General features: G+C 41.4%; 27 protein-coding genes. 15 read left to right on the top strand and 12 right to left on the bottom strand.

The features are described 5' to 3' along the window. Positions 1-25 precede the first annotated feature (25 nt). The 8 genes from ACP69X_RS14030 to ACP69X_RS13995 form a co-directional block, all read right to left on the bottom strand. Positions 26-1,030 (bottom strand): sensor histidine kinase, encoded by a 1,005-nt coding sequence (locus ACP69X_RS14030; protein ID WP_411242969.1) that lies wholly within the window; start codon positions 1,028-1,030, stop codon positions 26-28. After that, positions 1,030-1,719, bottom strand: coding sequence for a response regulator transcription factor (locus tag ACP69X_RS14025; protein WP_426052766.1), 690 nt, complete (start codon positions 1,717-1,719; stop codon positions 1,030-1,032). The genes ACP69X_RS14030 and ACP69X_RS14025 overlap by 1 nt, the downstream gene beginning before the upstream one ends. Before the next feature lie 110 nt (positions 1,720-1,829). Continuing rightward, a complete protein-coding gene (locus ACP69X_RS14020; protein WP_041086620.1) occupies positions 1,830-2,750 on the bottom strand; it encodes an iron-hydroxamate ABC transporter substrate-binding protein in 921 nt (306 codons plus the stop codon). A 197-nt stretch (positions 2,751-2,947) separates the two neighbouring features. After that, positions 2,948-3,547, bottom strand: coding sequence for a response regulator transcription factor (locus ACP69X_RS14015; protein ID WP_041086618.1), 600 nt, complete (start codon positions 3,545-3,547; stop codon positions 2,948-2,950). Then, positions 3,544-4,680, bottom strand: coding sequence for a sensor histidine kinase (locus ACP69X_RS14010; RefSeq protein WP_411242965.1), 1,137 nt, complete (start codon positions 4,678-4,680; stop codon positions 3,544-3,546). Before ACP69X_RS14010 ends, ACP69X_RS14015 begins: the two co-directional genes overlap by 4 nt. Before the next feature lie 110 nt (positions 4,681-4,790). Beyond that, on the bottom strand, positions 4,791-5,846 hold the full coding sequence (locus tag ACP69X_RS14005) for a fatty acid desaturase (protein ID WP_041086616.1): 1,056 nt from the start codon (positions 5,844-5,846) through the stop codon (positions 4,791-4,793). Positions 5,847-6,035: 189 nt separating this feature from the next. Further along, on the bottom strand, positions 6,036-7,478 hold the full coding sequence (locus ACP69X_RS14000) for a DEAD/DEAH box helicase (protein WP_426052753.1): 1,443 nt from the start codon (positions 7,476-7,478) through the stop codon (positions 6,036-6,038). 113 nt (positions 7,479-7,591) lie between these two features. Beyond that, entirely contained in the window at positions 7,592-8,395 is an 804-nt protein-coding gene (locus ACP69X_RS13995) for an NAD kinase (protein WP_024424814.1), read from the bottom strand. Between the two features lie 445 nt (positions 8,396-8,840). Here ACP69X_RS13995 and sppA point away from each other — a divergent pair, with 445 nt between their 5' ends. From sppA to ACP69X_RS13925, 14 genes are all read left to right on the top strand, one after another. After that, positions 8,841-9,842: a signal peptide peptidase SppA gene (gene sppA / locus ACP69X_RS13990; protein WP_024424813.1), complete on the top strand. Its 1,002-nt coding sequence runs from the start codon at positions 8,841-8,843 to the stop codon at positions 9,840-9,842. A 14-nt stretch (positions 9,843-9,856) separates the two neighbouring features. After that, complete coding sequence (locus tag ACP69X_RS13985; RefSeq protein ID WP_041086612.1) at positions 9,857-10,381, top strand: RDD family protein; 525 nt, start codon at positions 9,857-9,859, stop codon at positions 10,379-10,381. A 99-nt stretch (positions 10,382-10,480) separates the two neighbouring features. Continuing rightward, positions 10,481-11,188 (top strand): DUF2953 domain-containing protein, encoded by a 708-nt coding sequence (locus ACP69X_RS13980; RefSeq protein ID WP_075611760.1) that lies wholly within the window; start codon positions 10,481-10,483, stop codon positions 11,186-11,188. Positions 11,189-11,202: 14 nt separating this feature from the next. Further along, positions 11,203-11,655 (top strand): GerW family sporulation protein, encoded by a 453-nt coding sequence (ytfJ, locus tag ACP69X_RS13975; protein ID WP_024424811.1) that lies wholly within the window; start codon positions 11,203-11,205, stop codon positions 11,653-11,655. A gap of 112 nt (positions 11,656-11,767) precedes the next feature. Continuing rightward, positions 11,768-12,268 (top strand): thiol peroxidase, encoded by a 501-nt coding sequence (gene tpx / locus ACP69X_RS13970; protein WP_024424810.1) that lies wholly within the window; start codon positions 11,768-11,770, stop codon positions 12,266-12,268. A gap of 88 nt (positions 12,269-12,356) precedes the next feature. Further along, entirely contained in the window at positions 12,357-13,331 is a 975-nt protein-coding gene (locus ACP69X_RS13965; protein WP_041086607.1) for a class I SAM-dependent methyltransferase, read from the top strand. A 228-nt stretch (positions 13,332-13,559) separates the two neighbouring features. Further along, positions 13,560-14,744: an acetate kinase gene (locus tag ACP69X_RS13960; RefSeq protein ID WP_024424808.1), complete on the top strand. Its 1,185-nt coding sequence runs from the start codon at positions 13,560-13,562 to the stop codon at positions 14,742-14,744. A 105-nt stretch (positions 14,745-14,849) separates the two neighbouring features. Continuing rightward, entirely contained in the window at positions 14,850-15,365 is a 516-nt protein-coding gene (locus ACP69X_RS13955) for a MogA/MoaB family molybdenum cofactor biosynthesis protein (RefSeq protein ID WP_041086605.1), read from the top strand. A gap of 173 nt (positions 15,366-15,538) precedes the next feature. Next, entirely contained in the window at positions 15,539-16,750 is a 1,212-nt protein-coding gene (locus tag ACP69X_RS13950) for an argininosuccinate synthase (protein WP_024424806.1), read from the top strand. Beyond that, a complete protein-coding gene (gene argH / locus ACP69X_RS13945; RefSeq protein WP_073978745.1) occupies positions 16,747-18,120 on the top strand; it encodes an argininosuccinate lyase in 1,374 nt (457 codons plus the stop codon). The genes ACP69X_RS13950 and argH overlap by 4 nt, the downstream gene beginning before the upstream one ends. Before the next feature lie 119 nt (positions 18,121-18,239). Then, positions 18,240-19,145, top strand: a complete 906-nt coding sequence (locus ACP69X_RS13940; protein ID WP_073978746.1) for an aminoglycoside phosphotransferase family protein — start codon at positions 18,240-18,242, stop codon at positions 19,143-19,145. Between the two features lie 96 nt (positions 19,146-19,241). Then, positions 19,242-19,997, top strand: coding sequence for an SDR family oxidoreductase (locus ACP69X_RS13935; protein WP_073978747.1), 756 nt, complete (start codon positions 19,242-19,244; stop codon positions 19,995-19,997). 65 nt (positions 19,998-20,062) lie between these two features. Next, on the top strand, positions 20,063-20,746 hold the full coding sequence (locus ACP69X_RS13930) for a metal-dependent hydrolase (RefSeq protein WP_041086599.1): 684 nt from the start codon (positions 20,063-20,065) through the stop codon (positions 20,744-20,746). A gap of 147 nt (positions 20,747-20,893) precedes the next feature. Continuing rightward, positions 20,894-22,216, top strand: a complete 1,323-nt coding sequence (locus ACP69X_RS13925) for a CBS domain-containing protein (protein ID WP_041086597.1) — start codon at positions 20,894-20,896, stop codon at positions 22,214-22,216. 37 nt (positions 22,217-22,253) lie between these two features. On the opposite strand, the gene ACP69X_RS13920 is transcribed toward ACP69X_RS13925, so the two are convergent. Further along, positions 22,254-22,556 (bottom strand): YtpI family protein, encoded by a 303-nt coding sequence (locus ACP69X_RS13920; RefSeq protein ID WP_003216665.1) that lies wholly within the window; start codon positions 22,554-22,556, stop codon positions 22,254-22,256. A 147-nt stretch (positions 22,557-22,703) separates the two neighbouring features. Between ACP69X_RS13920 and ACP69X_RS13915 the strand changes: the two genes are divergently transcribed. Beyond that, positions 22,704-23,645: a DHH family phosphoesterase gene (locus ACP69X_RS13915; RefSeq protein ID WP_024424800.1), complete on the top strand. Its 942-nt coding sequence runs from the start codon at positions 22,704-22,706 to the stop codon at positions 23,643-23,645. A gap of 51 nt (positions 23,646-23,696) precedes the next feature. Here the strand turns inward: ACP69X_RS13915 and ACP69X_RS13910 are convergent, their stop codons facing one another. The 3 genes from ACP69X_RS13910 to ACP69X_RS13900 all read right to left on the bottom strand — a co-directional run bounded on the left by ACP69X_RS13910 (position 23,697) and on the right by ACP69X_RS13900 (position 24,832). After that, positions 23,697-23,882: a hypothetical protein gene (locus ACP69X_RS13910; protein ID WP_003216400.1), complete on the bottom strand. Its 186-nt coding sequence runs from the start codon at positions 23,880-23,882 to the stop codon at positions 23,697-23,699. Positions 23,883-23,990: 108 nt separating this feature from the next. Next, a complete protein-coding gene (gene ytrI, locus ACP69X_RS13905) occupies positions 23,991-24,494 on the bottom strand; it encodes a sporulation membrane protein YtrI (protein ID WP_003216226.1) in 504 nt (167 codons plus the stop codon). Then, entirely contained in the window at positions 24,491-24,832 is a 342-nt protein-coding gene (locus tag ACP69X_RS13900; protein ID WP_024424798.1) for a YtrH family sporulation protein, read from the bottom strand. Before ACP69X_RS13900 ends, ytrI begins: the two co-directional genes overlap by 4 nt. Positions 24,833-24,920 lie beyond the last annotated feature (88 nt).

Here is a 24,920-nt window from a genome sequence, read left to right as displayed (position 1 = left end):
AACAGACGAGCATGTGACATTGTTGTCACATGCTCGCAATATGAACAAAATCATTCTTTTTCGGAAAGGTGAAGGTGAAGGTTGTACCTTGATCTATCGTGGAGTTGACCTCGATCGTGATATGAAGAGCGTCAGCTCCTTTTTTCGTTAAATAGAGTCCCATTCCTGTAGAGGCGGTGTCATTGTGATGTCTTGTCGAGGTAAAGCCCTTTTCAAAAATACGAGAGATGTCTCTTGAATCAATGCCTCTGCCTTGATCTGTGATTGTCAGCATGACTTGGTCATTTATTTGCTTGCTCTTAATGACAATATCAGATGAATGGCTGTATTTGACTGCATTTGTGAGTACCTGTCTGATCATAAAGGATAACCATTTTATATCACTTAATACGGTCCGTTCCTCCAGCGCCAGCTCAAAGCCGATTCCTTTTTGCATGCACCATGATTGGAGCGCTTTGATTTCCTTTGCGATGATGCTTTGCAGGTCCAGCTTTTCAATGAATAAATCATTTTCGATATGACGTACTCTGCTTTGGTGCAGCTGGGCATCAAGTAATAAATGTATTCTGAGCCACTCGTACGTCATATTTGATTTCAGCGGCTGATCTGTTAATCGGTCAATCATTAAGCGCATCGCTGTAAGCGGTGTTTTGACCTCGTGTATCCAAGAGAGCAATTCATCTTTTTCTTCTTCAAGAGCGATTTTCTGCTCTGCTGCCATCTGCCGGTAGCGTGCAATTTGCTCTGACGTCGCATCATGTATGAGCTGCTCAAATGGGGAAGAGGGGGTTAGCCTCATTTGATGCTCAATGTCATCATCCCATTCTTTCAGCCTCTCGTAATAAGCCGTTTCTTTTCGGTATCGGAAAAAGAGAAAGACAATCATGAGAAACGTAGACAATAGCACAATATAAAAAAGAGAAGCAATTGGAATAGTCGTATCCAAATAAGCAACAAATAGAATGAGGAGCTGCAAACTAAGAAAGAAAAGAATCCAGCTTCTTCGTTCTTTTAAAAATGCTTGCAGCATCATTGATCATCCTTTTCTTTTGCAAGATAGCCTTGACCCACTTTTGTCTCAATGAAGGCGCCAAGGGAGATCTCGTCTAGTTTTTTTCTGAGCCGGTTGACGTTTACAGTCAGTGTATTGTCACTGACAAATCGTTCATCCTCCCACAATGCTTGAATGAGTGATTCCCGGCTGACGATATGATTTTTATGCTGAATCAATTCCTTGAGAATAAATAACTCATTTTTTGTTAATTCAACCTCGCCGTGATCATTTGTTACGGTGTTTTTTTCTAGGTCGATGGCAGCACCGCACCACACCTTTAGGCTGGCCGGTTCTGCATTATAATCATGCACGCGGCGAAGAACAGCACTAATTTTGGCAATGAGCACGTCAAAGTGGAAGGGCTTTTGTACAAAATCATCGGCTCCGAGCTGCATCGACATGACCATATCAGCAGGGTGATCTCTTGAGGAAAGGAAGATGATTGGAACATTTGAATGATGCCGAATCATCCGACACCAGTGAAAGCCATCGTATTTTGGCAGCTGTATATCAATAATGACGAGATCAGGCTGGACAGATGTGAATTCCTGCAGAATCTGGTTAAAATCGTGAATCCCATAGACATCATAGGACCAGTTGACTAGACGTTCTTTGATTTCTTGGAAGAGGGTTGTATCATCTTCAATCAGTAAAATTTTAAACAAAATCAGCACCACACTTTTTGTATTCGCTTGTATGTCATTGTAGCGGAAAAAAAGCGCTGCCGCTAGAAGTAGACAAGAAAAAAGCAAGGGAAGAGATCCCTTGCTTCAGCTTATTTACCTAAAAAGTGCTTTTTAAAGAATGAGAGTTGGTATTCAAGTGTGATCGGGTCATTAAAATAGAATTCTTCTGCATTGGCCTCATACACACGATGTTTTTTGACAGCTGGGATGGACTTGTAAATTTCACTGTTTTGATAAGAATTGTCCATTTCGCTGTTTTTACTAATGATCATATAGTCACCAGCAAATTCAGGGATGACCTCCTGCGAAACAGCGTAGTAGCCGGCTTTTAATGCTTTTTCTTTCACTTTCTCAGGCATTTTCAGTTTCATTGCTTGATAGAGAATTTCTGTTCCACGGCCCCATGCATCTCCAAAGACGTAGAGCTCTTTTGTGCCACTTTCAAAGACAGAAACTGTTGCATCTTTACCGATTTTTGCTTTGATTTCTTTTCCAGCTTCATCTGCACGTTTTTTGAAATCTTTTACCCAAGCTTTTGCTTCTTTTTCTTTGTTTAAAACTTTTCCAATTTCAATGTGCTGCTGAAGGTAATCCACTTTGTTATACGTAAACAAAACGGTTGGTGCGATTTTTTTGAGTTTTTCTACATTTTTAGTATTGCTTAAGCCAATGATGACATCAGGCTTTAGCTTCATGATTTTCTCTACATTCGCATCCGATACTTCTTCCACATCTTTTAATTCCTTTTGGAAGCGCGGATTCTTTTTGGACCAAGAGTCAACGCCGACAAGGTTCACACCAAGTGACATGACATTCCCTGTGTAAGAACCAAGAACAACAACACGTTTTGGATGCGCTGGCAGCTTTACAGGGCCATTTTCAGATTGATATGTAATTTTGTCTGATGATGTTGATTGATTTCCTTTATTTGAGGAAGAGCTGCTGCTATTGCCACATGCGCTCAATGCAAGTACGAAGATGAGCATCAGAGGAAACAATATTTTCTTCATGAATGTAGACTCCTTTGAAATCGGCACATAAGCCGGATATTGGTTGTATTAGTGATAATGATAATTATTATCACTTGGATATCATATCATAGGACTGTGGGCTGTTGTCAATGACATTTTGATAGCTGGTAATAAAAAATAAAGGGGGATTTTCGATAAAAAAAAGATCAAGGCAGCATGTGTCCTGATCTTTTTTCTTATTTAAACCAGCCTTTTTCTTTTGAGCGGGTAATGGCCTCGATGCGGTTTTTCACTTCTAGCTTATCTAAAATAATGGAAATGTAGTTCCGGACAGTGCCGCTTTTAATGCTGAGTTCTTTTGCAATTTCTTTTGTGTTTTTACCGTCTGCGACGAGTTCAAGAACCGATTTCTCTCGCTCTGTTAAAGGGTTTTCGTCACTATATAAGTCTTCCATCAATTCAGGGGCATACACCTTTTTCCCTTTCATCACACTGCGAATCGCACTTGCGAGTTCCTCGCTGGGGCTGTCTTTCAGCATATAGCCGCTGACGCCAGCTTTTAACGCTCTTTGGAAATAACCAGAGCGGGCAAAGGTCGTCAAAATGATGATTTTCACATCAGATCCTTTGAGCTCTTCCGCTGCATCCAGTCCGGATTTTCCCGGCATTTCAATATCCATTAAGCAAATATCAACAGGGTGTGTTTTGGCAAAATTGATGGCATCTTGGCCATTCGTCCCTTTCCCAACAACCGTCATATCGTCTTCTAAATCGAGAAGTGAACCGAGTGCACCAAGCAGCATTTGCTGATCTTCTGCGATAAAGATGTTGATCATTTCATTACCTCCTTTTCTTTTGCTGCTGAGTCATTTGGAATGGTCATAATGAGCTTTGTCCCATCCTTTGTCTCAATACGCAGACGGCCATTTGCAAATTCCAATCTTTCTCTTATTCCTAAAAGGCCGTGTCCCTTCGTTTGAGAGGATGGATAGTCTTCTTTAAATGTTCCGTCATCCTCAACGGTGATGATCGCTTCCTTTGATTTTTGGTGAATGGTGATTTTACAAACCGTTGCGCCACTATGTTTGACGACATTCGTCACCGCCTCTTTGATGCACATGCTCACAATATTTTCGTTCAGAAGTGAGATGTGTTTCGGTGCTTCTTTTTCATCATAGATCAATTCAATTCCAGCTGCTTCGAGAATTTGCTCAATGTTTGATATTTCATCTTTGATTCGAATGCCCTTCATGGAGGAAACAATCTTCCGCACTTCATTGAGAGACGTTCTGGCGGTCTGCTGAACGCTTTTGAGTTCGGCACGAGCCTGTTCAGGATCTTTATACACGAGTTTACGGGCAAGATCACTTTTTAAACCGATCAAAGAAAGCTTTTGTCCAAGGGTGTCATGCAGGTCGCGTGCAATGCGCTGCCTTTCTTCAAGCTTCACAAGATCAGCAATTCGTTCATTGGCATATTCTAATTTCTCCTCAAGCCGTTCACGTTCCTTCCTGCTTCGAATGCTTAGGGGAAGAAGGATGGCACTAATCAGTGTGATGACGACAAAAGGAATTTGTGTAAGAAACCAGCCCTTTTTTAAGATCAAACTAAAGTTCACTGCCACGGCGGCGCTCGCCAGATGGATATAGTACAAGATATAGAAGGGGATTTTTCGTTTGATATGTCCGTTAAAATAGGCGATGCAAAAAGCGAAATAAATATAGCTGTAGAGCATCACATAACCAGTTGAAATACCGATCAATAAAAGACCGAAGACATATAAAGACCAGCCTTTTGCGACAAAGGCAAAACGATACACAGCGAAAAAGACGACGTTCAAAATAATCCCGATCACAATGCCTAAAGTCGAAGGTGTCTTAAAGATAAAATAGAAGGGCAGGATGAAAAAAATGGCCCATATATAAGGGGAAATCCCATGCAATTTTTGAATTTTAAACTGTTTTTTCATCCGTGTGCCACCTTTTTCATTCTTTTTCCTTACTTTATCAAATTCAACATGCGGCTGCATCCTGTAAATGATAACAAGCTCCTTCTAGTGTAAGAAAGAGCTTGAACCAATTATGCATTTTTCTTCAGAATGTCTCCTTTGATTACAGGGACGTTCATCTTCTTAGATTGCCTTGCCTCTTTGAAGGTAACGAATGCTTTCGTTTCTTCATCCCACAATCTAAATTTCATGGATTCAATACTAGTTTTTAATGTAATGGTTGGGACATTTTGCAGCGGTTCACTTTGCTCATGGGCATGCTCTAAATGATAATTCGGTACTCTTGGGCTTAAATGATGGACATGATGGTAACCAATATTACCTGTTAACCATTGAAGAAGCTTTGGTAATTTGTAAAAAGAGCTTCCTTCAACAGCTGCCTGCACATAGTTCCAATGTTCATCTGCTTCAAAATAAGAATCCTCAAACGTATGCTGTACATAAAACAACCATACACCGATAGATCCTGAGATTAGGAAGATCGGACCTTGGACAAGCAGGAATTCCTGCCAGCCAAAAAGAAGACATGTTGCGGCTGCTAACGCAATGATGCTCACGTTTGTGAAATACGTGTTCCAACGCTCTTTTTTACGAGCATTTTTGACGTTGAAACGGTTTTTTAAGAGAAAGACAAAGATCGGTCCTAAAATAAACATCACAAAAGGGTTACGATAAAATCTGTAGCGAAATTTCGTCCATGCTGATGCTTCTTGATATTCTTTGACTGTTAATAGCCAAATGTCGCCAGTACCTCGTTTGTCTAAATTACTGCTTGTGGCATGGTGAATTGAATGATCTCGTTGCCATTGAAGATAAGGGAAAAGGGTGAGTACGCCCGTTAAAAAGCCGAACAGGTGATTTAGCGGCTTCTGTTTAAAAAAGGATTGATGGCAGCAGTCGTGAAAAATAATAAAGACACGTACTAAAAACCCAGCTGCAATAACCGCAAAGAAGAGGGTTAAAAGGTAGGAGATATTCAGGCTATAATAGGCAAGAAACCAAAGCCCTAAAAATGGAATGAATGTATTAAAGAGTTGAATGATACTTTTTTTCGAATCAGCACCAGAGAATTGACCCACTTGTTTTCTTAAAGTGGCTTGCTGCTTTGTGTTTGTTGAAGTCGTCATGAACGTTCAAGTCCTTTCCGTTTCTTTCTACTTCCAAGTATAGAAGGAAAGGTGTCATGCTCATAGTAGCACCCATCATGTATTCAATATGACATTTGTCATGTTTGTCATCAAAAAGACTGATGGGATCACGGTTTGTGCGTTTATTTCATCATCAATAAAAAAGTAAAGGCGCTGGGCCTTTACTTTTTATGAACGTGCTTCATGTACTTTTAACTGCTTGCCTTTAATGGTTGTGTGGCGCATGGCATTCAGCACAAGAGGACCTTTGCCGTTTAAAATATCTACATATGTTTTCGTGTCTTGAATTGTAATAATCCCAATGTCATCGAATGCAACGCCATCTATTTTGGCAATGGTCCCAACGAAATCAACAGCTCGCAGCTTCTTTTTCTTTCCACCGTTAAAATAAAGCTTCATAATATCCTTCTCAACGCCTGCCTGTTTATTTTCCTTTTGAATAGGCGTTTCAATTTTCTCTTCAAAGCTTTCTACATGCTTTTCTGCTTCTTCCTTCGTTGGATAAGGCTGAGTTTGAAAATCTATGCCGGCATCCTGCTTTAATTCATCAATAAGCGGCTTAGCATTCTTTGTCATAAACGCAATCGTTTTTCCGCTTTTTCCCGCTCTGCCTGTTCTACCAGTTCGGTGAATATAGCGCTCTTTTTCATAAGGAAGATCATAATGAATGACATGTGTCATATCACTGACATCAATTCCCCGGGCTGCTATATCTGTTGCGATCAGATAACGGAATTCACCTTTTTTAAATTCATCCATCACATCAAAGCGGTCTTCCTGTCTCATGCCGCCGTGAATTTTGTCACAGGGCACATCCCATTCATCCAGCTTCATCGTGAGTTCATTCACCCGGTCCTGTGTATTACAGAAAATAATGCAGCTATCTGGATTTTCAATGACGATCGTACGCTGAAGAAGGGAGAATTTCGATTCTTCTTCTGTCTCAATCACGGTGTGGGAGATTTGCTGTACAGAAGCTTCTTCACGTGCGATTTCAATGACTTTCGGTGATTGTAAAAACTGTTCGCTCAATTTCTCCATATCATCAGACATTGTCGCTGAAAACAGCATCGACATGCGCTTTGGCGGCAGATATTGAATAATAGAAGAGACTTGATCGATAAATCCCATGTTCAGCATTTCATCCGCTTCATCTAACACGAAAAATTTGAGGTTTTCTAAAGAAAGGGTGCCTTTCTCAAGGTGATCCAAAATGCGGCCTGGTGTCCCGCACACAATATGGTTTTTCTGTGAAAGCTCTACTTTTTGCGCTTGAAAAGAGGCTTTTCCATAAATGGCTGCGGCTTTGATCCGTTTGAATCGCCCAAGGCTTGTGAGGTCTTGTTTGACCTGCATGGAGAGTTCACGTGTCGGAACGAGGATAAGGGCTTGAGGTTTATTTTCAGCCCAATCAACCATTTCACAAATCGGCAGACCATAGGCTGCAGTCTTGCCGCTCCCAGTCTGAGATTTGACGATTAAATCCTGCTTTGAAAAAGCAACAGATAATGTCTCGTGCTGAACGGGTGTAGGTGTATGGAAGTGAAGCGCTTCTAACGCTTGTTTCAATTCATTACTTAATGGATATTGATCAAAATGTTCTAATGTCATCGTGTTCTCCTTTTCGTACATTCATACTTGTGACATCATACCATAACCATGACCGTGAATGAAAAGACATAAAAAAAGCCCCGTAAAGGAGCTTTCAGCGCGCGGACAAATTCTCAAAGGAATCTGCGTTTTACTTTTTCCCAGTAAGAGTTGTCTTTTAATTTCACCGTTTTAATCACTTTTCCTGAAAGGCCAATGTCAATTTGTTTGACGTGTTTTGTGCCAAGCGCTTCGTTATCAAGCCCGATAATTGGATGGTCGTTTCCATCTTGCACTACCTTCAGCGTCAGCTTGCGGTCACTGCTCAAGATAAAAGGAGCGCCTAATGTACGGTATGAGTTGTTGTTCAGCGATGCAAGCTCTGTGACTTGCATACAAGGAAGCATCGGATCAACCACGGCGCCACTCACGGATTTATTGTAAGCCGTTGAACCAGTCGGAGTGGAAATAATCATGCCGTCGCCTCTAAAAGTTTCAAAGTGGAAATCATCTATATACACATCGATCACAAATGTTTTAATAATGCTGGAGCGGATTGACAGTTCATTTAAGCAATGGAACTGGTTTGTGCTGTCAACGCTTACATCGATGATCGGATATTTTCTCACTTCAAGCTGTTCAGTATTCATGGCATCAATCATTTTATCAAAATGCTCTAACGAGAAATCGCAGTATAGGTGCGTATTTTCTGATTTTGATACCCCTACATACAAGCAGTCATCCCGGAAGTTTGTTTTACGTACTGCTTGAAGAAATGTGCCATCCCCGCCAATTGAAGCAATAATATGGGCATCCTCTGCACGCTTGACGACGTGAAAGCCCTGATCGGTAGCGAGCTTCTCGAGAGAAGAAATGTGTCCATCCAATTCATGATCTTTTTTGTAAAAGAAAAATACATTGCGACGATTGTCTGTCATTGACGTTCTCCCCTTTGCTGTCAAAAATAATTTTCAATGATAAAGGGCTTACATGAAAACCCTTGCTCACATTTTACACTTTTTTCATATGAAAGTAAAAACTTTAGAAAGAACCTTCTGATGATCGGATTGCTTTATGAGAAATGAGTCGATGTGAGTGATTTGAAATGGCTGAATCCTGAGCATAATTGAATAGCCGTTTTCTCATGAAAGAATGGTTTAGGTGTTTCGTTGCGGTGAAGATCTAGCCTATTAGGTGCAGGGAGAGGATAAAAAAGCCAATTTTCCGTCATGCCCTTGTCTATGTAGACGACGTAAAGTTGATCGTTATTTAAGAGAGGTGCTATCATATGCCTACATGAAATGTAAAAAAACCACAATTCCTGTGAAACATTTCATGTGGGCATTCGTATGAATGAAGTGAGATAAAAAGGAGGAGAAAAAGATGAATGCGAAAAGATGGGTAGCGCTAATTATTGCACTTGGTGTTTTCGGATTTTCAATTGTGATTAGTGTCACGATGGCCTTGTTCGATAGCTTCAATGACAATAAAATGAGCTATCAATTCGGGGATGAAATAGAAGAGAAGGTACTAGAGAATGGCAGCGGTGCAGGCAAGATTGCTGTTCTTGAGATTAATGGAACCATTCAAGATAATGGCGGCGCATCGAGCCTATTAGGCGGAGAAGGTTATGATCATCGTGCATTCCTCAAGGAACTAGATAAAGCGAAAGAGGATGCTTCTGTAAAAGGCGTACTGCTGCGCGTAAACTCTCCTGGCGGCGGTGTCTATGAAAGTGCTGAAATACATAAAAAATTAGAAGAAGTGAAAAAAGCGAAGAAGCCGATTTACGTATCTATGGGTTCAATGGCAGCTTCTGGCGGCTACTACGTGTCAACTCCAGCGAAGAAAATCTTTGCTTCACCTGAAACATTAACAGGATCGTTAGGTGTCATCATGCAAAGCTTGAATTATTCAAAGCTGGCAGATAATTTGGGTATTAAATATGAAACGATTAAGAGCGGGAAATTCAAAGATATCATGTCTCCAAACCGTGATATGACAAAAGATGAGCGCAACATCATGCAAAGCATGGTCGATAACTCTTATGAAGGATTTGTCAAAGTGATCTCTGAAGGACGCGGCATGTCAAAACAGGAAGTCAAGAAAATTGCTGACGGCCGGGTATATGACGGGACACAGGCAAAATCGAACGGATTAGTCGATGAGCTTGGGTATTATGAAGATGCATTAAAAGCGATGAAGAAAAATGAAAAAGGCTTAAAAGGAGCAACAGTGGTCAGCTATTCTCAAAGCTTTGGCTGGAACTCTCTCTTTAATATGAGTGCTAGCAAGCTCTTTAAAAGCGAAATTGATTTTCTGAATTTAAAAGAAACACTGGCTGGCTCAAATGGGTCTAAACCGATGTATCTCTATTCAAAATAAAGGAGGGATCATAGATGGATTCTACATTCGATGAAGTAAGCGAAAGCCGCAGCCAAGAGGAAGAATCGAAGCCGGCCTTTGTGAAGCGCGCTTCAATTGAAGCACAGGCGTTTGCAGGTTTTTGGATTAGATTTTGGGCGTTTATTCTTGATTGGCTCGTCGTCTGGGGTGTCAACCATTTGACGGTTTCTCCAATCTTTAGTCTGTTTGGCTGGTCCAAAGGAGGGGGATGGTTTTCTCCATTTTCCGTCACAACGACGATTGTATTCCTCCTTTATTTCGCCATCATGACGAAAATCTTTCAGCAAACACTCGGCAAAATGGTGTTTGGGATTAAAGTGGTCTCACTTCAGCCTGAGAAGAAGCTGGCGTGGGATGTTATTTTCTTTAGAGAGATTGTGGGACGCTACATTAATACGATCTTTGTTCTCTATGCAATCGTTGGGTTCTCGCCGAAAAAGCAGGGGGTTCATGATTACTTTGCTGATACGGTGGTCGTCCATGAACATTTATATGAAAAAACAGAATCAAACGTATAATCAGAGGAGTTTGGCCGCGTACTGGTCAAACTCTTTTTTTGTTGATTGGGTATAAAATCCAGAATGAGAGCCATAATCGTAGGGGAAGCATCATTTGTTATGGAGGAAGTGAGCACAGTGCTTTACGTTTGGATCGCAGCGTTTTTGTTTCTTGTGATCTTGTTGATTTTCATGAAAGTAACCATTTCGCTGGACTATTCGCATACAAACGACAATGACCATATTGCACTGAAGGTCATCACCTTATATGGATTGGTCAGACTCAAAAAAGAGATTCCGATGGTGAGGGTCAATCCAGAAGACCAAACGATTGATATTCGTGAAAAGAAAATGGAAAGCGCCAAAACCCCTGATCACGAAAAAGAATCGATGCATAAAAAAGTAGGAAAACGTGATATGAAGCAAATCCTTCATCAAATGGAGCGCATCACAAAAGAGATTGTCGATTTAAATCGGATCATGCGCAAGTTCTTCATTCACATAAGGGTTGTCTCATTTCACTGGTCGACATGGATCGGCTTTCATGACGCCGCTTTAACAGGTGTAGCAGCCGGCGGTGTGTGGTCAGTTAAAGGAGCGCTGCTTGCCTTTATGCAGGAGCATCTCACCTTTAAGCATAAACCTGTATATGAAGTCATTCCGGCCTTTCAGCACAATGTGTCACAGACTCAGTTTACATGTATAGCTTATTTTCGTATTGGACATGCTATGCTTGCAGCCATTCGTTTACTTGTTCATTGGTTAAAAGGGAGAAAGGCGAGAAAAAGTGCCTCTCTTCAAGCAACGAAGAATGAATCATCTGTTTAAGGAGGAACCCGAAAATGGCAGATCATCCAATCCAAGGTCTCATGAAGACTGCGATGGAAAACTTAAAAGAAATGATAGATGTGAATACAATCATCGGCGATCCAGTCGAAACCCCTGACGGCAGTGTCATTCTCACTGTGTCAAAGGTTGGTTTTGGATTTGCAGCCGGCGGCAGTGAATTTAACGGGAACCAAAAGAAGGAAAAGCGTTCTGATGATCAAGAACGAAAAGAACCGAGACTCCCATTTGGCGGCGGAAGCGGCGGCGGGGTATCGATTACACCAATTGCCTTCTTAATTGTAGGAACAAACGGAGTTCGAATGCTTCATTTGGATGAACACACACATCTGCTCGATAAAATATTGGATTCTGCTCCTCAAGCAATTGAACGTCTTCAGCACATGTTTAAGAAGGATGAGCGGGAGCACCGTCATAAAGAACGAAAACTAGATGACATAGACCTTTAAAAAGTTAGCTGCGCTGCAGTTAACTTTTTTTTCAAAATGGACGATTAGGCTTTGCAGTTTTTTGCTTTCTCTACTATGATAGAACCATACATTTGAAAAGGGAGGAATTGTTTTGGCATCGATCACATTTAAAGGAAGTCCTGTCACGCTTGTAGGTAATGAAGTAAAAGTAGGCGAGCAGGCTCCTGATTTTACGGTTTTAACGAACTCACTTGGAGAAGTTTCACTTTCTGATTTAGCAGGAAAAGTGACGATCATCTCAGTGATTCCTTCTATTGATACAGGTGTGTGTGACGCACAAACAAGACGTTTCAATGAAGAGGCAGCGGGTTTAGGTCCGGTCAATATTTATACGATTAGTGCAGACCTTCCATTTGCACAAGCACGCTGGTGCGGAGCAAACGGAATTGAAAATGTCGAAACATTATCTGATCACAGAGATATGTCATTTGGTGAAGCATTCGGAGTGTATATGAAAGAATTGCGTTTATTGGCGCGCGCAGTCTTCGTATTAGACCCTAACGGAAAAGTGGTTTACACTGAATACGTAAGTGAAGCAACGAATCACCCAAATTATGAAAAAGCCATTGAAGCTGCAAAATCACTGTTATAAAAGCAGCATCGACAAGAGCTCCGGCTTCATCCTGGGGCTCTTTTCAATGAGAACATATAGCTTTTAACAAAGCGAGGAGAGAAAAGCATTGCAGAAAGATCAAGTAAGTACTATTTTTGAACTGCTCGATACAGCTTCTATTCGATTAAAAAAGGAACAGAGCATTTCCTATATTGAGGCATTGGCAGAAGCAGGAGAAGCCTTTTTCCAAGCAAATGATCGAAACGGTTTATTAAAGGATTTAATAGAGAAAGCAGATTTTGCTTCTTATGATCATGAGCAGATTCGTAAGGCGTTTCAGCTCGCCGTATTGAAAGGTCAAAAGGATATTTCTCATCCAAATCGCCAGATGACGCCAGATACGATTGGACTGTTTGTCAGCTATTTGGTGAATAAATTTTTAGAAGGTCAAAAAGAGCTTGTTGTCTTTGATCCAGCAGCGGGAACAGGAAACTTACTTCTTGCGGTTTTAAACAATCTCACTGCAGAAACAAAGCGCGGCTTTGCGTCTGAAATTGATGATGTGCTCATTAAAATTGCTTGGGCCCAGGCGAATTTAGAGGAGAAAGAAGTCGAGCTTTTCCACCAGGACAGTCTTGAACCGCTTCTGATCTCACCGGCAGATGTCACTGTATGCAGCCTGCCAGTCGGCTATTATCCAAATGATGAACGTGCAGCAGACTTTGAATTAAAGGCAAAAGAAGGACATGCCTTTGCCCATTATTTATTCATTGAACAAAGCCTCCGCTACACAAAAGAAGGCGGCTTCTTATTCTTCATCATTCCAAACGACTTGTTTGAAGGAAAAGAAAGCGTACAATTAAAGGATTTCATCAAAGACCATGCGTATATGAATGCGTTAATTCAGCTGCCAGTGTCCATGTTTAAGGATAAAAAACACGCCAAAAGCTTATTTGTGATGCAAAAGAAAAAAGAAGGGCTGGAAGCACCAAAACGAATGCTGTTTGCCAATCTTCCATCTTTCTCACAAAAGGAAGCAATGGTCGGTGTGATGCGAAAACTAGACCAGTGGTTTATAGAAGAAAAAGAAGCGAAAGAATAGCCAGAGTAATTTCTGGCTATTTTACTATTCAGAAAATAATGACTTATCGATGTAAGCGATAACAGTTTGAAGGTGCACTTGAAATGCAAAGTTTTCAATGTTTAAATGAAAAAGTCAGATATTTTTCGGACTTATCGTTAAACTATAAAAGACCCGTCAAACAGGTTGAATATAGCACCGGAAAAAACGTGAACCTTATATAACAACTGAGTAAAAGGAGCGACAGTAATGTCCAAAATTATTGCAATCAACGCAGGAAGCTCATCTCTTAAATTCCAATTGTTCGACATGCCAGAAGAAACCGTTTTAACAAAAGGGCTTGTTGAAAGAATTGGAATGGACAACAGTATCTTCACGATTTCTGTAGATGGAGAAAAGAAAACAGAAGTGACAGATATTCCAGATCACGCAGTAGCGGTCAAAATGCTGCTTGAAAAACTAACTGAATTTCACATTATCAAAGACTTTAATGAAATTGATGGCGTAGGACACCGTGTTGTTCACGGCGGAGAGAAATTCAGCGATTCTGTACTTTTAACTGATGAAGTGATTAACGACATTGATCAGCTTTCAGAGCTTGCACCACTTCACAACCCTGCAAACGTTGTAGGAATCAAAGCATTCAAACAAATTCTGCCTGACGTACCAGCGGTTGCTGTGTTCGATACAGCGTTCCACCAAACTATGCCAGAGCAGTCTTACCTATACAGCCTTCCATACGACTACTACAAAAACTTTGGTATTCGTAAATACGGATTCCACGGGACAAGCCACAAGTTCGTTACAGAGCGTGCAGCAGAGCTATTAGGCCGTCCACTAGAAGAGCTTCGTCTGATTTCTTGCCACCTTGGTAATGGTGCGAGTATCGCAGCAGTTGAAGGCGGAAAATCAATCGATACATCTATGGGCTTTACACCACTTGCTGGTGTTGCAATGGGGACACGTTCAGGTAACATTGACCCTGCTCTTATTCCATTCATTATGGAAAAAACAGGACATACTGCTGAAGAAGTGCTTTCTACTTTGAATAAGAAGAGTGGTCTTTTAGGTGTGTCTGGTCTGTCAAGTGACCTTCGTGATATCGAAGAAGCAACAGAAGAAGGAAACGACCGTGCAGAAGTTGCTCTTGATATTTTTGCGAGCCGTATTCATAAATACATCGGTTCTTATGCAGCAAGAATGAATGGTGTAGATGCGATCATCTTCACAGCTGGAATCGGTGAAAACAGTTCAGAAGTAAGAGCACGTGTACTTCGTGGTCTAGAATTCATGGGCGTTTACTGGGATCCTTCCCTAAACAACATGAGAGGCGAAGAAGCATTCATCAGCTACCCGCACTCTCCTGTAAAAGTGATCGTCATTCCAACAAACGAAGAAGTAATGATTGCAAGAGACGTTATGCGTTTAGCGTAATCAAGTTTGAAAAGCTCTTTTCCAATAAGGAAAAGAGCTTTTTTCTGTTAAAAGCAGCATGCTATAATGTTGTCCAATATGAAGTAAAAGGGAGCGGTGCGGAAAATGAGCGTGACAGAACATAAACGTGAGGCGAAAGAAAGGCTTTATGTGAAGGTCATTACGGTCAGTGATACAAGAACGAAGGAAACAGATAAAAGCGGGCGCCTAATGATTGATTTGCTCAAAGAACAGGGACATCTTGTTCTTGCATACGATATTGTAAAAGATGATATTGGATCGATTCAAGACGCTGTGCTAGAAGGAACAAGCGAACCGAAAATAGATGCCGTCTTGTTAAATGGCGGAACAGGAATTGCTGCAAGGGATGTGACCATTGAAGCGATTACCCCTCTTTTTTCCAAGGAGCTGCCTGGCTTTGGTGAAATCTTCCGCATGCTCAGCTATACAGAAGACATAGGTTCAGCTGCTATCTTGTCCCGGGCAACGGCAGGGGTCGTCAATCAAAAGGCTGTCTTTGCCACGCCGGGATCTACCGGAGCCGTTCGTTTAGCCATGACAAAACTCGTGATTCCAGAGCTTCCTCACGTCTTACGAGAGCTTGAAAAAGATCAAAAATAGCCCAAAATGACTCTGCCAAGAAAATTTGGCAGAGTTTTTTTCATAAAGGGGTTGAAAAAACAATTTTTCCTTGTTACAGTGTATACATACTAAATGCATGTTTATAAATTAAAACTTATTTTTATGCAAAAAACATTCACAGAATCAAAACAAGCGAGAGGAGCTTTTCAATCATGTCACAAAATAAAAAAGTTGTATTAGCATATTCCGGAGGTCTTGATACCTCTGTTGCAGTTAAATGGTTACAAGAGCAAGGATACGAAGTTGTTGCTTGCTGCCTTGACGTAGGTGAAGGAAAAGACTTGGCATTCGTTCAACAAAAAGCGCTTCAAGTCGGGGCAGTTCAATCATACATGATTGACGCAAAAGAAGAATTTGCTGAAGAGTTTGCACTCACTGCATTACAAGCACACACAATGTATGAAGGAAAATATCCACTAGTATCTGCACTATCCCGTCCGCTAATTGCAAAAAAATTAGTGGAAGTAGCAGAAAAAGAAAATGCAGTAGCAGTTGCTCATGGATGTACTGGAAAAGGGAACGACCAAGTTCGTTTTGAAGTATCCATTAAAGCATTGAATCCAGATCTAGAAGTTCTTGCGCCAGTGCGTGAATGGAAATGGTCTCGTGATGAGGAAATCGATTATGCACAAAAACACGGTATTCCAATTCCGATTAACTTAGACAGCCCATATTCAATCGACCAAAACCTTTGGGGCAGAAGTAACGAATGTGGCATTTTAGAGGATCCTTGGGCTGCGCCGCCAGAGGGTGCATATGATCTGACAAATCCACTTGAAAAAACGCCTGACACACCTGAAATCATTGAAATCACGTTTGAAAAAGGAAAACCGACAGCGATTGACGGAATCCAGTATTCATTATCTGATCTTATCCTTCATTTAAATGAAGTCGCTGGTCAGCATGGTGTTGGCAGAATCGATCACGTTGAAAACCGTCTTGTTGGGATCAAATCTCGTGAAGTGTACGAGTGCCCAGGTGCAGTCACACTTCTTAAAGCACATAAAGAGCTTGAAGACTTAACGCTTGTTAAAGAAGTCGCACACTTTAAACCAATCGTGGAACAAAAAATGGCTGAATTAATATACAACGGCTTATGGTTCTCACCGCTTAAAGAAGCACTAGATGCTTTCTTACAGGAAACACAGCAAAACGTAACAGGTGTTGTACGTGTGAAACTATTTAAAGGCCACGCCATTGTAGAAGGACGTAAATCACCATATTCACTTTATGATGAAAATCTCGCAACTTATACAAAAGCAGATGAATTTGATCATGATGCAGCTGTAGGATTTATTAACCTTTGGGGCTTACCGACAAAAGTAAATAGCATCGTGAATAAAAAGGAGCAGGTTAAAGCATGAAAAAGCTTTGGGGAGGCCGATTTCAAAAAACACCAGAAAAATGGGTCGATGAGTTTGGCGCGTCCATTCATTTCGACAAACAATTAGTCAAAGAAGATCTGACCGGCTCCCTTGCTCATGCAAGTATGCTGAATAAATGCGGTATCCTCGGTGATGAGGAGGCCGTTGCCATCAAAGACGGACTAAATACGCTCATGAAAAAGGCAGAGGCGGATGAACTGGAATTTTCAGTAGATTATGAGGACATTCATTTAAACCTTGAAAAAATGCTCATTGATGAGATTGGTCCGCTTGGCGGCAAATTGCACACAGCGAGAAGCCGGAATGATCAGGTCGCAACTGATATGCACTTATATTTGAATAACCAAGTAGAGCATATCATTGAACTGATCTCTTCCTTTCAAACGGTGCTTGTAGAAAAGGCAGAACAGCACGTTGAAACGATTTTCCCAGGATATACGCACCTGCAGCGTGCACAGCCTATTTCGTTTGCCCATCATATGCTCGCCTATTTTTGGATGCTTGAGCGTGACAAAGCGCGCTTTCAAGATTCATTGAAGCGAATTAACGTATCTCCGCTTGGATGCGGAGCGTTAGCAGGAACGACATTCCCGATTGATCGTGAATATACTGCAGAGCAGCTTGGCTTTGACCACATTTACGAAAACAGCCTTGATGGTGTGAGTGATCGGGACTTCATTTTAGAGTTTTTGTCTAATAGCAGTCTTGTGATGATGCACCTCTCACGTTTTTGTGAGGAAATCATTTTATGGTGCTCGCAAGAATTCAAATTCATTGAACTCGATGATACGTATGCAACAGGCAGCAGCATGATGCCGCAGAAGAAAAACCCGGATATGGCTGAATTAATCCGCGGGAAAACAGGCCGTGTGTATGGCAACCTGATGGGGCTTCTCACGATTATGAAAGGCTTGCCGCTTACGTATAACAAAGACCTGCAAGAAGATAAAGAAGGCATGTTTGATACAGTGAAAACCATCGCTGGCAGCCTGCAAATCTTCACAGGTATGATCCAAACGATGACAGTCAACGAAGATGTCATGAAAAAGGCAACAAAAGAAGATTTCTCAAATGCGACAGAAGTGGCAGACTACCTTGCGAAAAAAGGCATGCCATTCCGTGAAGCACACGAAATCGTTGGCAAGCTTGTGTATACATGTATTCAAAAAGGCATCTACTTAAGTGACCTTCCTTTTGAAACTTTTACAGAAGCAAGCGAGCTTTTTGAACAAGACATTTACACTGTTCTTGATCCGTATGTGGCGGTTGAAAAAAGAACAAGTGCAGGCGGAACTGGATTCAAACAAATCCAGCTCGCTTTAGAAAAAGCAAAAGCCTGTCTGGCATAACTTACCAAAACCATTCGTTTATACGGATGGTTTTTTTGTCATGGAAAAAGGAGATTAATGACCATTGGAGAAAATGAAAGCATACCAGCGTCAAGCAGAAAAGGGAGTGACAGCAGATCATGAAGAAAACGCTTGAGGCTTTGTTTCATCAACCGATCGTATCAGTGAAAACGTTAGGAGAACAATATGACGGACGGGCCAATGATGTGTGGCTGATCTCCTTACAAGATAAAACGGAATATGTGATCAAATCTCCTAAAACTTTAAGAGAAGAAAGTGAATTTGTGTCTGGGATCAATATGATCTATGGAGTAGATGAACGTACTGTACAAGAGCATATCGATCAAATCAATCAAAAGCTGTCTCATACGAATTCCTTTCATATTCCAGAAGTTGTTCGTAAAGTGAAGAAGGCAGGGAGACATTTTTATGTAATGGAAAAAGTAGAAGGAACACCTTTTACATCTTTTGAGGGACGTTCATCAGACTTTTATAAGGATTATGGGAGGAAACTAGCACAACTTCATTCATATCGTACTGACTTTTTTGGTGCAGTATACGGAGCTGAAAAGAAACATTTGAGAGAATTTCATGCGGTGTTAAAAAAGGTTGTACCCAAACTCATAGAGCGTTATTATGCTGATCAGACTGAATTTCACTGTTATGCAGAAATTGTGCTGCAAAAGATTGAAAAGCTTAAGCCTCCTGATTCAGCCAGTCTCATTTTAATTGATTTAGATCCGTCTCAATATATTGAAAAAGACGATCAAGTGACGAGTTTAGTTGATACAGAATATGTCGTATATGGACCAGCTGCGTTTGATTTTATTGCATTGGAATACCTTTTGACGAAAGAAGCTGCCCGCGATGTCCAATTGGGCTATGAAGAAAATTGTCCACTTCCTCGTGATCTTCATGAGGTGAGAGAATGCTATCGTTTTGTTTCGCTGCTTCTCGATATCCATGGCTCATGGGATCTGAAAAAATGGATGAATCACCCTATACTGTTTTACTCATATCGATAAAGGGTTCATAAGTGCGCCAGATGACGGTTTATAGTAAAGTAAAAGATAAGATAAGAAACACGTGAACTTGCAACCTTTGTTTTAGGAGGAGATTGTGTGCGACACGCATTAATAACAGCGGGTTCTAAAGGACTTGGCCGGAAAGTCACCGAGTCTTTACTGAATATGGGGTATTCTGTGACAGTGAATTATCGAAGTGATGATGAAGCTGTCCGGCAGATGAAAGAAGAATTACAGCAGTACGAAGATAAGCTTCAATTTGTCCAAGGTGATGTGACAAAAAAAGAAGATTTAAAAAACATGGTAGAGCTGGCAGCAGAGCGATTTGGGCGGATTGATGCCTTAATTAATAATGCTGGTCCTTACATTTTTGAACGAAAAAAACTGGCGGATTACTCTGAAGATGAATGGTACAAAATGATGGAAGGCAACTTATCAGCAGTATTCCATTTATTCCGAATGGTCATCCCAATGATGAGAAAACAAGGCTTTGGCCGTATTATCACTTATGGCTTTCAAGGTGCAGACCATGCGCCAGGCTGGATGCACAGATCAGCCTTTGGAGCGGCAAAAGTGGGCCTTGCGTCATTGACGAAAACCATTGCGATTGAAGAAGCCGAAAACGGCATCACCGCCAATATGGTTTGTCCAGGCAAAATCGTAGGAGAGATGAAAGAATCGACAATAGAGGAAGCACGTCAGGTCAAAGATGATGAAACGCCGATAGGCAGGTCTGGTACTGGAGAGGATATAGGACGTATCATCTCATTTCTATGTGATGACCGTTCAGACCTCATTACAGGGACCGTCATTGAAGCAACAGGTGGCCTTAACGTCATTCACAGGCATTAAGTTTTTCAGCTTTTTATAGAGGGAATAAATGATATGAGATCAAAATTGAAAGGTGGATATACTACATGAAAGCTACATATCATGGACATTCAGTTGTACACATTGAAACAAACGGATACCATATTTGGATTGACCCATTTTTAAACGGAAATAAGCACACAGATATCAAACCGCAAGATGTGAAAGCAGATGTCATTTTGCTGACACATGGACATGGAGATCACATCGGTGACACCATTGAAATCGCTAAAAACAATGATGCACTTGTTGTCGCGCCTTTCGAACTTGCCACGTATTTAAGCTGGCAAGGGGTGAAAACGCACCCGCTTTCTATTGGAGGCGGACGTGAGTTTGAATTTGGTAAAGTGAAGCTTACGCAAGCGTTCCACGGTTCAGCTGTCATTGATGAAGAGGCACAGACGATTACGTATACAGGGATGCCATCAGGTATTTTATTTACCGCAGAGGGCAAAACAATTTATCATGCTGGAGACACTGCACTCTTTTCAGATATGAAACTAATTGGTGAGCTGAATCATATTGAGCTCGCATTCCTTCCAATTGGTGATAACTTCACGATGGGACCGGAAGATGCAAGAATCGCAGCAGAATGGCTGCGGGCAAAGCAGGTCGTTCCGATTCACTACAGCACATTCCCGCCAATTGAACAGGATCCGCATGCATTTGCAGACAGCCTGCATGGCGGAGTCGGTCATGTGTTAAACAGCGGGGAATCAATCGAGATTTAATCCTCATATGAAAAAAGCTGGCACACAATTGCCGGCTTTTTTGTTTGCCTTCATCTGTCGAAAGAAAAGACAAATTGCTATTAAAAGCCTCCTGCCCTTATAATGAAACATAGATGAAAACGCTGAAAACAAAAAGGGTGAACGGGATTGGCGACAAAGCATGAGCAAATTTTATCGTATATTGATTCATTAGATGTCGGAGAGAAAATTTCTGTCCGGCGCATAGCGAAAGAAATGAAAGTGAGTGAAGGTACCGCTTATCGGGCCATCAAAGATGCTGAAAATAAAGGATTCGTCAGTACCATTGAACGAGTCGGGACCATTCGAATTGAACAAAAGAAAAAAGAAAATATTGAAAAACTCACATATGCAGAAGTGGTTAATGTCATTGATGGTCAGGTCCTTGGAGGACGCGCCGGCTTACATAAAACTTTAAATAAATTTGTTATCGGAGCGATGGAGCTGGACGCAATGATGCGCTATACGGCTGCTGGCAACCTGCTCATCGTCGGAAACCGGATCAATGCCCATAAGCAGGCATTAGAGGCAGGGGCGGCTGTGCTGGTCACAGGCGGATTCTCAACAGATGATGAAATCATTCAGCTTGCAGATGAGCTAGAGCTTCCAATTTTATCGACAAGCTACGATACATTTACCGTAGCGGCTCTCATTAACAGAGCCATTTATGACCAATTAATTAAAAAAGAGATTGTGCTTGTAGAAGATATTTTAACGCCGATTGAACGCACTGTGTATTTATCACCAGAGGATAAGCTTGAAAAATGGTATGAAAAGAATTATGAAACTGGTCACGGCCGTTTCCCGGTCGCAGATGATCAAATGAAGATTCACGGAATCCTCACCTCAAAGGATATTGCGGGGCATGACCGCTCCACACCGATTGAAAAGGTAATGACGAAAAATCCGCTGACGGTCATTGGCAAAACATCTGTCGCCTCTGCTGCACAAATGATGGTGTGGGAAGGCATTGAGGTGCTGCCAGTTGTGGATGATCATGTGAAGCTGATCGGGATGATCAGCCGTCAGGATGTGCTCAAGGCGCTCCAAATGATTCAAAAACAGCCGCAGGTCGGAGAAAAGCTGGATGATGTTGTCTCAAGAGGGTTTAAAGAAACTGATACAGAAAAACCAAAAGCAGATGCGGTTTATCAATACGAGGTCACCCCGCAAATGACGAACCAGCTTGGAAACATTTCATATGGGGTGTTCACACAAATTTTAATCGAATCAGCCAACCGCTTCTTAAAATCTCATAAAAAGGGCGAGCTGATCGTCGAGAGTCTTTCTGTCTACTTCTTAAAACCAGTACAAATGGAATCCACAATCCAGATCAAGCCGAATATTTTAGAAGTAGGGCGCAAGTTTGGAAAGCTGGAAGTAGAAGTTTATCACCAATCGAATATCGTAGGTAAAGCGATGCTGATGGTGCAACTGATGGAGAGGGGATAATGATAAAAAGGGCGAACCCATGTCGCCCCTTTCCTTATTACGCGTGATCTTTTTCGCCTTCCTTTAAAAAGAGCGGAAGGTAATGCTTGTAGGCTTTATATCCTGCCCATGTACTGCCGATACCGACAGCAACAAAAATAAATCCAATGACAAATGCGAGTGACGAGCGGTTTAAAAATAATTGATTCACACCGAAGAGCAGGACAAAGCAGCCAAGGGCCATACTGGATTTCGCCGACCAGAATTTTTTCTCAACTGGCCGGTTCGTACGGACATTTTTTGCTTTGTAGTATAAATAAAACATGGCAGAACAAATAATAAACACAATCAAAACAAGCATGTGCCAAGCCTCCATTGTAAGTGGTTACAACCCTATTTTAAACGTAAATAGGCTTGCTTACTAGAATAAATTGTCTATTCCTCACTTTTCCGTCACGATAGATTATGATTTAATAATAAAAAGAGTATCGCATGAGAAGGAGTTTTTATGAAAAAAGAACTGATTAGAACCATATCATTATATGACACCATCATCATTCATAGACATGTAAGACCAGATCCTGACGCGTATGGATCGCAGTGCGGCCTTACGGAAATCTTGCGTGCCACCTATCCAGAAAAAAATATTTATGCGACAGGAACCCCTGAGCCATCCCTTTCATTTTTATATGAACTCGATGAGGTACCAGACGACGTGTATAAAGGGGCCCTTGTCATTGTCTGTGATACGGCCAATCAAGCAAGAATTGATGATCAGCGCTATTTAATGGGCGATAAACTGATGAAAATCGACCATCACCCGAATGAAGATCCTTATGGTGATTTGCTTTGGGTGGATACAGAGGCAAGCTCTGTGAGCGAGATGATTTATGAATTGTACTTAGAGGGGAAAGAAGAAGGATATCAGCTGAATACAAAGGCGGCTGAATTGATCTATGCCGGCATTGTAGGAGACACAGGCCGCTTCCTTTTCCCAAACACAACGAAAAAGACACTCAAATATGCAGGGGAACTCATCGAATATCCGTTTTCATCTTCAGATCTTTTCAATCAATTGTATGAGACAGATTTGAATGTTGTGAAATTAAATGGCTATATTTTTCAACATATTTCTTTGTCAGAGAACGGGGTTGCATCTGTGTTCATTAAGCGTGAAATTTTGGAATCGTTCCAAACAACAGCGCAGCAGGCTTCACAGCTTGTTGGGACACTAGGAAATATTGCAGGCATTAAGGCATGGGTCTTTTTTGTGGAAGAAAACGATCAGATTCGTGTCAGATTCCGCTCTAAAGGTGTCGTCATTAACACCATTGCGAAAAAATATCATGGAGGCGGTCACCCGCTTGCAGCCGGTGCGTCCATTTATGATTGGGCCGTAGCAGATGAGATTTTGCGTGATTTAGAAGAAGTATGTAAATCATCATCATAAGAGAGGAGGGATAGGAAGTCCCTTCTCTCTTTTTTGTCATGGAGAAAAGGGTTACTTGCATACAGGGATAAACCAGCAGCCGATGTCTGTTGAATCTTCATAGGCTTGGAGATTTTGATGCTTTAATTCTTTTTTAATTAAATGAGCCATCATTTCTGTCTCAGCATAAGCACACATGCCGTCTTTGATCCGGCTTGCTTTGTCTCGTGCCATTTGACGATAGCTGTAAACCTCCATTGTCCTCACCTCTTTCTATTTAAGATCTCGTTCTACTTTTAGTGTATAAAAATGAAGCGTAAAAAGCGATCATTGAGGGCAGAAATTCATAAAAATTCCACAACCTCTTTATTCAGCAAATGAAATACGTACTTCAAGTGAAAGCTTCGTATAAATTGTCAGCTCTGTCACTTTCGCTCGGTATGCCTTTTCCCGAATGGTATATTCTTTATTCTCCACTGTCCGTTTTAGTAATTCCTTTGTTTTATAGACACTTTCAATATCCTTGGTAATGACTTCTGAGATATCCTCCTTGACCTGATCTTCAAACTTTAGCGTATCTGGCTCTGGGATTTTATATTGCTCACGATTCACGAGATGAACATCTACGCTTTGGATCAGCAGCCGCTTCTTATTATCCTCATTTAACTTATGCAAATCTTCCCGATAGAGTGTGATTTGTTCCTTCAAACTGTCCATATGATGCTGCTGACTTCTCAGCAGTGTCACTTGCTTTTCCTGAAAGGTTCCGTATGTAAAGAGAAAAATGAGCCAGCTTACAATCGCACCAAACATCATTCCTGCAAAAAAACGCTGCCAGCCTGGGCGTTTATACAGCTCCGGCACCCTCATGATGACACATGCTCCTGGGTGAGCCACGTAATAATGAGATACCCCGTTTGTGCGCCGCCCATGGCAGAGATAATTAATAAAATCTGCTTGAAAATATCACGTGTGTTTCCTTCGAAAATGCCTCGTTCAAAGCTATAAACAGCATCAAATGTTCCGCCGATAGCGGCGACAAGCGCCCAAATCTTTAAACGGTTGGCAAGACTAGTAATAATGGATAAAGGCGGCTGACCAGATAAATACGCACCAACACCGCCTATGATCGCACCACCCAAAATGACCCCAAGGGCGATAAAATAACAGCTGATAAAATTCGGAATAAAAGCTTCCTTCACATCCATTTTGTCCACCTCACTCTATTCAATATATGGTGTGTGCTGGACAAGTATGAACGGACAGAAAAGAAAGAACATTTGTTTCTCATCGCAT

This window comes from Bacillus sp. DC4300-2b2, assembly GCF_049895685.1.
Lineage (GTDB): Bacteria > Bacillota > Bacilli > Bacillales > Bacillaceae > Bacillus > Bacillus safensis.
This window is presented reverse-complemented; position numbering and strand designations above follow the sequence as displayed.